The organism is Acinetobacter sp. ANC 4178, assembly GCF_004331175.1.
In the GTDB taxonomy this organism is placed as follows: domain Bacteria; phylum Pseudomonadota; class Gammaproteobacteria; order Pseudomonadales; family Moraxellaceae; genus Acinetobacter.
The window spans coordinates 649,299-661,742 of sequence record NZ_SJOD01000001.1; the positions used below are offsets into that span (position 1 = coordinate 649,299).

The window sequence follows — 12,444 nt, forward strand, 5'->3', positions numbered from 1 at the left end:
ATCAATTTCTTAAAGTTTGGCTGCAATTTCAGCACCATCACGGATTGCACGCTTTGCATCAAGCTCTGCTGCAAGTTTTGCACCACCAATAATATGATAATTGGCTAAAGTAGCTTGCCCTTCACTTGGCATCAAATCTTTTACAGATTCTTGTCCTGCACACACCACTATGGTATCGACTCGAAGCAACTGATCCTGACCATTGGTTTCAACCCATAGGCCTTCATTAGTCACCGCTTTATATTGCACACCACGCAACATACGTACCGCATGCTTTTTTAATTGTGCTCGATGTACCCAACCCGAAGTCTTACCCAATCCAATGCCTAACGGCGTAGTTTTACGTTGTAATAAATAAATTTCACGGACAGGTGCTTCAACTTCAGCATGCAGTAAACCACCTTCTGTCATGTAGTTCGCTTCAGCATCAATGCCCCATTCTCGCTTCCACTCTGCCAAAGGTTGTGGCTGAGGCTGATGTGGCGGTTTCAACAAAAACTCAGACACATCAAAACCAATTCCCCCAGCGCCAATCACAGCAACACGGTGACCAACCGCTGCTCCACGCAATACTTCAGCATAAGAAAGTACATTCGGCGCATCACTACCTTGAATCTTTAAGGCACGTGGCACGACTCCCGTAGCCACAATCACCTCATCAAAACCTTCACGCTCTAATTGCTCACGGCTGACTTGAGTATTTAAGCGTAGCTCGACCCCAGTTTTTTCCAGCTGTACTTTAAAGTAACGAATGGTTTCGTGAAATTCTTCTTTACCTGGAATAACTTTGGCTAAATTAAATTGCCCGCCGACTTCATGACTGGCTTCAAACAAGGTCACTTGGTGTCCTCGCTCTGCCGCAACTGTCGCTGCCGACATACCTGCAACTCCACCACCTACAACCGCGACACGTTTTGGTTTTGCAGTTTTGACATAAACCAATTCAGTTTCAAATGCTGCACGTGGGTTGACCAAGCAAGTTGCGCGTTGGTTTTTAAAAGTATGGTCTAAACATGCCTGATTACAAGCAATACAGGTGTTAATCTCATCCACTCGATTAGTTGCAGTTTTATTGACCCAATAAGGATCTGCCAAGAATGGACGTGCCATTTGCACCATATCAGCTTTGCCTTGCGCCAATATTTCTTCGGCTGTGTCTGGCATGTTAATTCGGTTTGAAGCAATCACGGGCACTGTCACATGCTTTTTCACTTCTGCCGTATAGTCAGCAAAAGCTGCACGTGGCACAGAAGTCACAATAGTCGGAATACGGGCTTCATGCCAACCAATGCCTGTATTTAATAACGTAATACCCACTTTTTCTAAAGCCTGAGCAACAGCAATCACCTCTTGCATGGTGTTGCCATCATGCACTAAGTCCAACATAGATAAGCGGAAACAGATAATAAATTTCTCCCCCACTTTCTGGCGGATTGCTTTGACAATTTCAACCGCAAAACGCATACGGTTGTCAATCGAACCACCCCAACGATCTTGACGTTGGTTCACATGACGGCTCAAAAATTGATTCAGTAAATAACCTTCTGAACCCATAATTTCCACGCCATCATAACCCGCCAATTTTGCAAGATGTGATGTGTGCGCATAATCCTGAATCGTAGACAAAATCTGCTTTTCACTCATTTGGCGCGGTTTAAACGGTGAAATCGGTGATTTGATTGGACTGGCAGACACCACGAAAGGTTGATAGCCATAACGCCCCGAATGCAAAATCTGCATCAAAATTTTAGCGCCATGCTTATGCACCGCATGCGTGACCAAACGGTGTGGTGCAATATCTCCCATGGTATTCATGGTACCACCCGCTGGAAGTAGCCAACCTTGACGGTTCGGTGAGATTCCGCCCGTAATGATTAGCCCGACGCCACCTTTCGCACGCTCGCCAAAATAGGCAGCCAATTTTGGATAATTATAAAAACGATCTTCTAAACCCGTATGCATGGAACCCATCACCACACGGTTTTTAATGGTGGTAAAACCCAAATGAAGGGGTTTTAAAAGATTTACATAGGGTGTGGTCATGGTGAATCCTTATAATTTATTTACTTTGCAACTTGTTGCATAATACTTTAACGTGATTTTTTATTTTGTTTATGGCTTTAGCAGACTGATTCACAAAATAATCAGCCAATAAAAAAGTGTAGCCAACTTCTATTGCGAGTTGACTACACTTTTATCACAACTTATGAATCAGCTGTTGGATTTACTTCCAGTATTTTAACTTCGAGCTATGCCCAATCCCTACATTGAAGCTATTGGTTGGATCGAGTTTCTGATAATGTTGTTTTAATGCTGGTTTTGCCACATATAAATGTCCAACATTATGCTCCGCAGGATATTCAGCACCACGATCATCCAGTAAATGCCACATTTGATGTTCCATTGCCAAAGGATCAACGCCTTTTTTAACAATGTAATCTTGATGAAACACATGGCATAAGAAATGTCCGTAATACAGTTTATGCACGATCATCTCGTCCATTTCTTTCGGCAAGGTTTCCACCCATTCACGGTCATTACGACGCAAAGCAATATCCAGCGCTACAATATCTTCCACTTCACTCCGATGGGTATCACGATAACGAATCGCAGCACCCGCGACTGCAAAACGATGTAAAAAGGCTTTTCGCCCTTCTTCTTCATTACAATGGAAAAAACTGCCTGTAGAACGCTGGGAAAAATAACCACTCAGAAACTGTTTCACTTGCTCCACATCCTGATTTTCAATGCGTAAAATCAGATGATGTTCGTAAAGATCACGAAATTCATTCATGCGTTTTGGTAAATGATTCGGCATAAATTTGGTGATCAATTGCAGAACTTTATCGGACAACCCTTTCATGCCAACTTTTTCTAAATAACCATCAACTTTGTCTTTCATGGCAAAAGCAGCAGGCACTTTGGCGGTGCCAAATTTTTCAATAAAGACGAATGTGTCTTTACCGTATTCTGCGCCAATGTCATAGGCCACACGGTGAATGTATTCACCTGCAATCGGTAAGCGCGGTAAATCAGTTAATAGAAACCGACGAATTTCGGTCAAATCATCCTGTGCATTGGTGCCTATATAAAACACCTGACTTGGAATCTTCTCAAAGGTATCTAGTCGAACCGCAAACACACAAATTTTCCCTGCCGAACCTGATGCTTCAAATAAGCGCGATGGATCGGCATTGAATCGTGCAGGGGTTGCCTCATTCACTTGTTTCACGTCATGTGCATAACGCTGATCGGAGGCACAACAACTGGGATTATGCTGTACATCCGCAGTTTGATACTGCTGATTTTGCAGACGAGACAAGATTTCTTCAGGCGTAGTACCTAAATCCACACCTAAATGGTTGATGAGTTCCAGTTGACCCGATTCATTAACTCGCGCATACAGTGCCAACTCAGTATATGCAGGCCCACGACGCACCAACGCACCACCTGAGTTGTTGCAAACTCCACCTAGTACTGATGCACCAATACATGAAGAACCAATCACCGAATGCGGTTCACGATTAAAGGGTGCCAGTTCTTTTTCTAAACGGTCTAAGGTTGCTCCAGGCAGGCAAATCACCTGCTGCCCATCACGAATAATTTGAATGCCTGCCAACCGTCGTGTGCTCATCAGTACCACAGGACGGTCATAATCATCCCCAAAAGGGGTTGAGCCACCTGTCAAACCAGTATTGGCTGCTTGCATAATTACAATACAATCCGCATCTACAGCCGCTTGTAGCACTTGCCATTGTTCAAGTAATGAACCTGGTGCGACAACAGCCAACACTTTTCCTGCACCATAGCGACGACCTTGGCGGTATAAACGTGTGTCTTTATCTTCGGTTAATACATGTTGTTTACCGACAATAGCGATGAGCTTTTGAATGGTTTGCTGTGAATCTGAATTAGGTTGCATATTGGTTATCCTATGGATGAATGCTTATGCAGTTCAGGCTTTAAAGCATTCATTACGGCGGAGTAATTTCAGTTTTATTTATATTTAGAAATTAACCTTCGGTTCGACCTACTTTTCTTTTGGGAAAAGTAGGCAAAACCATTGTCATCCGCAAAACTCGTCAAATACTTTCTGATAAATATTATCCTCGCAGAAACATTACTTTAAATATGTAAGCCTGCCTCGAACAATTGCAGATGACATTTACGCGTATCAAACTTAAGAAACGACTCAAATTTGATATTTAAAAGTTAATGGCTAAGCCAATTCACGCTCTAAACGTACCAAGCAATCCTCAGTAATATCCGCAATGGTTTTCGCACCCGTTAAGGTCATGGCAACACGCATTTCTTTATCAATTAATTCTAAAAGATTAGAAACACCTTCACCGCCTGCTGCACCTAAAGCATAAACAAAAGCACGACCGAGCATACAAGTATCCGCACCCAATGCCAGCATACGTACCACGTCTAAACCATTACGAATACCTGAATCTGCAAGGATTTTAATATCACCTTTGACTGCATCGGCAATTGGAGGAAGCGCACGTGCAGAAGATAAAACACCATCAAGCTGACGACCACCGTGGTTTGAAACCACAATACCATCTGCACCAAAACGCACTGCATCTTTGGCATCTTCGGGATCAAGGATCCCTTTAATCACCATTGGGCCATCCCAGAACTCACGGATCCATTCTAGATCTTTCCATGAAATAGACGGATCGAAGTTTGAACCTAACCAGCCAATATAATCTTCCAGACCAGTCGGCTTACCCAAATATTTAGAGATATTACCCAAATCATGCGGACGTCCCATCATGCCCACATTCCACGCCCAATGCGGGTGGAAACACGATTGCATATAACGACGCATTGCGGCATTCGGACCACTCATACCTGAATGTGCATCACGGTAACGTGCACCCGGTACAGGCATATCTACGGTAAATACCAGCGTTGAACAACCTGCTGCTTTAGCACGTTCCAAAGCATTTTTCATGAAACCACGGTCACGCAACACATAAAGCTGGAACCACATTGGGCGCTGAATAGCAGGTGCCACTTCTTCAATTGGACACACTGAAACGGTCGATAATGTAAAAGGAATGCCTTTTTTATCCGCTGCCACTGCTGCCTGAACTTCACCGCGACGCGCATACATACCTGTTAAACCCACTGGCGACAATGCCACAGGCATCGACAAGGTTTCATCAAATAGTTTGGTTTCAAGACTTAACTCTGACATATCATTCAGAACACGTTGTCTTAAGGCAATTTTAGAAAGATCTTCTACATTTCGCTTCAGGGTATATTCTGCATAGGCTCCACCATCAATGTAGTGGAAAAGGAATGGTGGTAAACGACGTCTCGCAGCTTCGCGATAATCATTTGCAGAAGAAATAATCATGGTTATATCCTGTTTAAACGGCTCGAACGTTGTCGACGGGCTTCTTCCTCATCAATCGAACGTACTTGCTGAACTACAAACTCTATGTGCCCACATACAGCCTTACGTGCGGCTTCGGGGTCTCGGCGCTCAATCGCATCAATGACTTGTAAATGTTGCTCATGCAATTGATCAAAACGGTGTGCTTCGGAATAGACTTTACGTCGTCCCAAGGCAACGTTAAATTGCAATAAATCAAACACGCCACGCATGACTTGAATCAGCACCAAATTATGAGAAGCCTCTGCAATCGCCAGATGAAAATTGGCATCGGCGCGTGCAGCTTGCTCATCATCGCCCAAAGACTGAAAATGGGTAATCTGGTCATAACAATCACGGATGTGCTGAATATCCTCTGGGGTGGCGCGTAAAGCGGCATGCCATGCCGTGCCACCCTCCAAAATAATTCGTGCTTCCTGCACATCAAAACGATAGGCAGGATCTTCATCAATTAACTCACTCAGCGGCTGAACAATTTGATGTTGCGACCAAGAGCTAGGTAATTGTTGTAAATAAGTTCCCGCGCCGACTTTGCTGACCAGCATGCCCTGACTGGTCAGTTGCTGTATTGCCTCTCGCAAAGAGGAACGGGATACACCAAGTTGCTCACACAACTTTCTTTCAGCAGGCAAACGGTCTCCAACTTGCATATTGCTTTGTTCAATCAATACACGCAGGCTTTGTACAGCTTTATCGGAGACTTTCATCTGCTTTCCTTAACGTTGGTACACAATTTGTGTTATGGAATCATCCATGGGAACACATAGGCTTGTAAGGTAATAATAATACCCATCATAATTGTGAACGTTATACTGTGTTTTACGGTAAAACGGAATAAATCAGACTCTTTACCAACCAAGCCTACCGCCGCACATGCAATCGCAATCGATTGAGGCGAAATCATTTTACCGGTTACACCACCACTGGTATTGGCTGCCACCAAAAGCACTTCTGGCACACCAATTTGTTGTGCCGTTGTTGCCTGTAAAGCAGCAAATAAAGCATTGGCAGAGGTATCTGAACCTGTAAGGAATACACCAAGCCATCCTAAGAATGGTGAGAAGAAGGTAAATGCATGACCTGTATGTGCAAGCGCCAATGCCAATGTTGCAGACATGCCTGAATAGTTAGCAATAAAAGCAAAAGCCAACACCATACCAATAGAATAAATTGGAATTTTTAATTCATTAATGGTTTCACCAAAAGTAATTACTGCATCTTTAGGCTTCATTTTTAAGAAAATAATGGTGATGATTGAAGCAATTAAAATGGCAGTACCCGTTGCCGAGAACCAATCAAATTTATAAATTGCATCATAATCTTTAATTTCAGGAACAACAGGTGGCATCTTTTGAATCATTTGATGCAAATATGGCACTTTGATTGCAATCACGAGGTCATGTAATGCGCCATCTTTGGTAAATAAATCCTTAAACGGTTTTACGCTCCAAATCGTGACCATCACCGTTAAAATTGCAAAGGGTGACCATGCTTTCGCAATTTGAGCAATTGAATATTTCTTTTGCTTTTGTTCTGCTAAATTCTCATCAACATTACCTTCTTCATTGGCAAAACGGAAAATATGTTTCGGCTGCCAGTATTTCAATAAAATTGTTAATGAAACCAAAGAAGCAATCGATGCCGTAATATCCGGTAATTCAGGACCAACAAAGTTTGAAGTTAAATATTGTGCAATCGCAAATGAACCACCACCCACAATAACTGCTGGCCATGTTTCTTTCACACCGCGCCAACCATCCATAATGGCCATGATCCAGATCAATACAATCGGCACCATAAATGGTAACTGTCGGCCGACCATCTGACTGATCTCATGTGTGTCTACACCAGACACCTGACCTGCCACAATAATTGGGATCCCCATTGCGCCAAAAGCCACAGGCGCGGTGTTCACAATTAAGCAAAGACCTGCTGCATATAAAGGTTTAAAACCTAAACCCACCAATAATGCTGCGGTAATTGCCACAGGCGCACCAAAACCTGCTGCACCTTCTAAGAAAGTACCAAAAGCAAAACCAACAAATAGCATTTGTAAGCGCTGATCTTCAGTAATCGACAAAATGGAAGAACGAATAATGTCGAACTGGCCTGTCTTCACTGAAATTTTATACAGGAAAACAGCGCCAATAATAATCCACGCAATAGGCCATAAACCGTAGAAGAAACCATAAACCATGGATGCCAAAGCCATCAGCAAAGGCATTTTATAAGCAAATAAAGAAACAAGCAGAGCAAGTACAACTGTGATGGTACCTGCCACACTGCCCTTCATACGAAAGACTGCTAGCGCTAAAAAGAAAAAGATAATTGGAATAAGTGCAATTAAACTGGAAAGCCAGATATTGCCAATAGGATCGTAAACTTGTTGCCAATGTTGAAGCATTGTCATCTCCTTGAAATGCTTACTAGAGCCTTGAGTTGGTCAGATCATCCTGAGGTAAAAATACCTAATTGGTCAGACCAATAAACCAAAAGTGTAAAAAAATAATAGCTGTTTGCACCATTATAGTAATTTCAAACCTTGAATAGGTCAATAAAAAAGCATAATAAATATATTGGTCAGACCAATATATTAAATCTATTCCATCAAGACAATCTGTTTAGAAAAAATGAATAATTGTCGTAACACTACTGTTTTTATTTGTTTTTTTAGAAAGACCAACGCCAGACTGCATAATTATTCAACTTTAGTCGAATTCATGCGTTTGTTGAGGATTTATCCAGCCTTCAAGACAGTTCTCTGATTTTTATGTGAATTACCAAGCTTCAAACCATCGCAATATACTGCTTTTAGGGGCTTCAATTTCTGCATATCCATCAGAAAATTTACTGTTTTTTTTATTTTGACTTTGTTTTGCGAAAACAAGCGTCTGGAAAAGTGCTACAATCTCAAAAATATATATTCTTTCAGGCCACCCATTCTCGGTGCCTATATTTATATCGTTAGGATTAACAATGACTGATAATGCAACTATCTTGCAGAATGTCCCAGTTGGCAAAAAAGTTGGTATTGCCTTCTCTGGTGGTCTAGATACTTCAGCTGCTTTATTGTGGATGAAACAAAAAGGTGCAGAGCCTTATGCATATACCGCAAACTTAGGTCAGCCTGATGAAGATGACTACGATGCGATTCCGAAAAAAGCGGAAGCTTATGGTGCAGTAAAAGCTCGTTTAGTGGACTGCCGTTTGCAACTTGCGCTTGAAGGTATTGCAGCGATTCAGTGTGGTGCATTCCATATCAGCACTGGCGGTATGCCATATTTCAACACGACTCCACTTGGTCGTGCAGTAACAGGTACAATGCTTGTTACCGCAATGAAAGAAGATGACGTAAACATCTGGGGTGATGGCTCAACCTATAAAGGCAACGATATTGAACGTTTCTATCGTTATGGCTTGTTGACCAATCCTGCACTTAAAATTTACAAACCGTGGTTAGACCAAACTTTTATTGATGAATTAGGTGGCCGTGCAGAAATGTCACAGTTCCTCATCGACAATGGTTTTGACTACAAAATGTCGAAAGAGAAAGCTTACTCAACTGACTCAAACATGTTGGGCGCGACTCACGAAGCAAAAGATCTTGAATACCTCAATGCAGGTATCAAAATTGTTGACCCAATCATGGGTGTTGCATTCTGGAAAGATGACGTAAAAGTTGAAGCTGAACAAGTTTCAATTACCTTTGAAGAAGGCTTCCCTGTTGCAATCAACGGTCAACGTTTTGAGAATCCTGTCGACTTTATTCTTGAAGCGAACCGTATCGGTGGTCGTCATGGTTTAGGTATGTCTGACCAGATCGAAAACCGTATTATCGAAGCGAAATCTCGTGGCATCTATGAAGCTCCGGGTATGGCGTTATTGCATATTGCTTATGAGCGTTTAGTGACAGGTATTCATAACGAAGACACGATCGAGCAGTACCGCATTAACGGTTTACGTTTAGGTCGTTTGTTGTATCAAGGTCGTTGGTTCGATTCTCAAGCGCTTATGTTGCGTGAAACTGCACAACGCTGGGTTGCTAAAGCGATTACAGGTACAGTTACTTTAGAATTACGTCGTGGTAATGACTACACCATCATGAATACTGAATCTCCGAACCTCACTTATGAAGCTGAGCGTTTAACTATGGAGAAAGGTGATTCAATGTTTACGCCGATGGATCGTATTGGTCAGCTTACTATGCGTAACCTTGATATTACAGATACACGTGCAAAACTCGGTATTTATACAAACTCTGGTTTGTTGGCTGTAGGTACTGGCTCTGCTGTACCACAATTGAAAGACAAAAACTAAGTTTTCAATTGCTCAATAGCTAAAGAAAAAACCGCCTCAAGTAGGCGGTTTTTCTCTTTATGAAGCTCATCTGCATATCTTGATACTTCACAGATGAAATAGCTGCAATCAACGCACTGCTCATATTCAACAATCACACAAAAACAATAAAAAGCCTTTTGTATTTACCAGAATTAAGCCATTTATCTGTAATTCAGCTTAGCATTACTGAGTGATATAGATTATCATCTGATTTATTTTTTAGTCTGAAATTGCCTTGAATACGATTACTCTTTTGCAGCCAGACGATTGGCATGCCCACTTACGTGACGGTCTTGCCCTGAAACGCACTGTTCCAGATTTAGCAAAGCAATTTAAGCGTGCAATTTGTATGCCAAACCTTGTTCCACCAGTAAAAACTGTGGAAGAGGCACTTGCTTATCGTGAGCGAATTATGGCGCATGTGCCTGAAGGTAATGCCTTTGACCCGCGCATGGTACTGTATTTTACCGATAGCACGCCTGCAAGCGAAGTCAAAAAAATTAAAGACTCTGAATTTGTCAATGCGATCAAACTTTATCCAGCGGGTGCAACCACCAATTCGGACAATGGCGTAAGCGATATTCGTAAAGTCTATTCCGTGATTGAGCAACTTGAAGAACATCAAGTGCCATTACTGTTACATGGTGAAGTCACACATAATCACGTCGATATTTTTGACCGTGAAAAACGTTTCCTTGATGAAGTTTTAGCCCCACTCTTAAAACAGTTCCCGAAATTAAAATTGGTTCTTGAGCACATTACCACCAGCGAAGCTGCGCATTTTGTGTTAGAACAAGACCGCAATGTTGCCGCAACAATTACACCACAGCATTTATTGTTTAACCGCAATGATATGTTAGTAGGTGGAATTAAGCCTCACTTCTACTGCTTGCCAATTTTAAAGCGCCAAACACACCAACAAACTCTGTTGGAAGTGGCAACCAGTGGTAATCCTAAGTTCTTCTTAGGTACAGACAGTGCACCGCACTCAAAAAATGCCAAAGAAAATGCCTGTGGTTGTGCAGGTTGCTATAGCGCACCAACAGCAATTGAACTGTATGCTCAAGCCTTTGATCAAGTGAATAAACTCGAACGCCTTGAAGGCTTTGCTAGCCTGTTTGGTGCAGACTTCTATGGTCTTCCGCGTAATACCGAAACCATTACACTGGTTAAAGAAGAGCAAATCATTCCTGAAAGTTTTGATTATTTAGATGGTGACAAGATTATCCCGCTTTATGCAGGTAAAACCATCCAGTGGAGAAAAGTGTGACAAATGAAACTCTACCAGTAATTGGTCAGCGTTTCCGTGGATTCTTACCTGTGGTGGTCGATGTCGAGACTGCAGGTTTTAATTCGCAAACAGACGCGCTGCTAGAAATAGCTGCGATTCCAATTATTTATAATGCTGAAGGCCAATTCGTTCCAGGTGAAGCCCATCACGCACACATCAATCCATTTGCAGGTGCCAATCTGGATCGCCGCTCATTAGATTTTATTGGAATTGATCCATTTAATCCTATGCGTGTTGCGATGGCAGAAGATGAAAAATCGGCACTGAAACGTATTTTCAAAGCGGTAAATGAAGTTCGTCGCCAACAAAATTGCACCCACGCCATTTTAGTCGGTCACAACGCTCATTTTGATTTGGGTTTTGTTCAGGCTGCGATTGCACGTACAGGCACTAAAAATCAAAACCCATTTCACAGCTTCTCTGTGTTTGACACCGTGACTTTAAGTGCAATTACCTTTGGTCAAACGGTCCTTGCCAAGTCATGTATTCAAGCTGGAATTGAGTTCAATGGCAAAGAAGCACACTCGGCTTTGTATGACACACAAAAAACTGCTGAACTGTTTTGCTATATTTTGAACAAACTGTCGCCCCACCTACTTGACACTTTGGTGGCGGATCAATAAGATACCGCCATCTTCTAAACGTCCCTATCGTCTAGAGGCCTAGGACATCGCCCTTTCACGGCGGTAACCGGGGTTCGAATCCCCGTAGGGACGCCATCTATTTGCACTCGTAAAACTTTTATTGATTAAATTCACATCTCATTCTATTCTTCAGAATTGTTTATACTATCGTCTTTATTTTTCCCGATTGACCTATGTTAAAGAAAATATTACTGGTTTTACTGATTCTTTCCCCATCTGTTTTTTATCTCTATATTGTCAATAAAGATCAAAAATCTGCACCTTCTACACCAGATACTACACCGTTAGAAAAAGCGCACGATCCATACCAAACGCCAGAACATTAAATTTAATTAGAAAATTCCGTTTTTCTATGAATCTAACCTCTTTAAGTTTTAGTTTTCTCACTCACAAATAGATAAAATCTAGTTAAATGGTCTCTCAAAATGAGATTAAAAACTGCATTTTTGGGTAATAGAATATCCCTTAGGTCTCTTGCCGATAAAAGGTATAGCGACATCCCACCCCCTAAAATACGTAAAAAATTGCGTTACATCCTGCAAATAAGACATTTTTTACACAAACAAACCCATTTTTTAGAAATATTGTAATAACATGTTTGACAGTAAAGGAAAAACTCCATAATATACGCATCACCTCGCAACGTCCCTATCGTCTAGAGGCCTAGGACATCGCCCTTTCACGGCGGTAACCGGGGTTCGAATCCCCGTAGGGACGCCATCTTATCGTTTATACGATCATTGAAAACGCATAATTCATTA

The 12,444-nt window shown here is 42.0% G+C and carries 9 protein-coding genes and 2 tRNA genes; 6 read left to right on the forward strand and 5 right to left on the reverse strand.

The window, feature by feature from the left end; all coding sequences use genetic code 11:
• Positions 1-9: 9 nt before the first annotated feature.
• From E0H87_RS03055 to lldP, 5 genes are all read right to left on the reverse strand, one after another.
• Positions 10-2,043 carry an NADPH-dependent 2,4-dienoyl-CoA reductase gene (locus tag E0H87_RS03055; protein WP_131322258.1) on the reverse strand — a complete coding sequence of 678 codons (2,034 nt, stop codon included), beginning with the start codon at positions 2,041-2,043 and terminating at the stop codon, positions 10-12.
• A gap of 181 nt (positions 2,044-2,224) precedes the next feature.
• Positions 2,225-3,922 (reverse strand): D-lactate dehydrogenase, encoded by a 1,698-nt coding sequence (gene dld / locus E0H87_RS03060; RefSeq protein ID WP_131322259.1) that lies wholly within the window; start codon positions 3,920-3,922, stop codon positions 2,225-2,227.
• A gap of 297 nt (positions 3,923-4,219) precedes the next feature.
• Positions 4,220-5,371 (reverse strand): FMN-dependent L-lactate dehydrogenase LldD, encoded by a 1,152-nt coding sequence (lldD, locus tag E0H87_RS03070; protein WP_131322260.1) that lies wholly within the window; start codon positions 5,369-5,371, stop codon positions 4,220-4,222.
• 2 nt (positions 5,372-5,373) lie between these two features.
• A complete protein-coding gene (gene lldR, locus E0H87_RS03075) occupies positions 5,374-6,117 on the reverse strand; it encodes a transcriptional regulator LldR (RefSeq protein ID WP_131322261.1) in 744 nt (247 codons plus the stop codon).
• A gap of 32 nt (positions 6,118-6,149) precedes the next feature.
• On the reverse strand, positions 6,150-7,820 hold the full coding sequence (gene lldP / locus E0H87_RS03080; protein WP_171458328.1) for an L-lactate permease: 1,671 nt from the start codon (positions 7,818-7,820) through the stop codon (positions 6,150-6,152).
• Positions 7,821-8,386: 566 nt separating this feature from the next.
• Between lldP and argG the strand changes: the two genes are divergently transcribed.
• The 6 genes from argG (at position 8,387) to E0H87_RS03105 (ending at position 12,403) form a co-directional block, all read left to right on the forward strand.
• A complete protein-coding gene (gene argG, locus E0H87_RS03085) occupies positions 8,387-9,727 on the forward strand; it encodes an argininosuccinate synthase (RefSeq protein WP_131265737.1) in 1,341 nt (446 codons plus the stop codon).
• A gap of 256 nt (positions 9,728-9,983) precedes the next feature.
• Complete coding sequence (pyrC, locus tag E0H87_RS03090; RefSeq protein ID WP_131322263.1) at positions 9,984-11,018, forward strand: dihydroorotase; 1,035 nt, start codon at positions 9,984-9,986, stop codon at positions 11,016-11,018.
• Positions 11,003-11,662: a ribonuclease T gene (gene rnt, locus E0H87_RS03095; RefSeq protein WP_165493930.1), complete on the forward strand. Its 660-nt coding sequence runs from the start codon at positions 11,003-11,005 to the stop codon at positions 11,660-11,662. The genes pyrC and rnt overlap by 16 nt, the downstream gene beginning before the upstream one ends.
• A 20-nt stretch (positions 11,663-11,682) precedes the next feature.
• Positions 11,683-11,758: transfer RNA gene (locus E0H87_RS03100), tRNA-Glu, on the forward strand.
• Positions 11,759-11,856: 98 nt separating this feature from the next.
• Positions 11,857-12,009, forward strand: a complete 153-nt coding sequence (locus tag E0H87_RS16035) for a hypothetical protein (protein WP_165493931.1) — start codon at positions 11,857-11,859, stop codon at positions 12,007-12,009.
• Positions 12,010-12,327: 318 nt separating this feature from the next.
• Positions 12,328-12,403 (forward strand) — tRNA-Glu (locus E0H87_RS03105).
• Positions 12,404-12,444: the final 41 nt, after the last annotated feature.

Bases quoted from the DNA above. Each gene is read 5' to 3' on its own strand.
- E0H87_RS03055 (WP_131322258.1), bottom strand. From the start codon at position 2,043: ATGACCACACCCTATGTAAATCTTTTAAAACCCCTTCATTTGGGTTTT.
- dld (WP_131322259.1), bottom strand. From the start codon at position 3,922: ATGCAACCTAATTCAGATTCACAGCAAACCATTCAAAAGCTCATCGCT.
- lldD (WP_131322260.1), bottom strand. From the start codon at position 5,371: ATGATTATTTCTTCTGCAAATGATTATCGCGAAGCTGCGAGACGTCGT.
- lldR (WP_131322261.1), bottom strand. From the start codon at position 6,117: ATGAAAGTCTCCGATAAAGCTGTACAAAGCCTGCGTGTATTGATTGAA.
- lldP (WP_171458328.1), bottom strand. From the start codon at position 7,820: ATGACAATGCTTCAACATTGGCAACAAGTTTACGATCCTATTGGCAAT.
- argG (WP_131265737.1), top strand. From the start codon at position 8,387: ATGACTGATAATGCAACTATCTTGCAGAATGTCCCAGTTGGCAAAAAA.
- E0H87_RS16035 (WP_165493931.1), top strand. From the start codon at position 11,857: ATGTTAAAGAAAATATTACTGGTTTTACTGATTCTTTCCCCATCTGTT.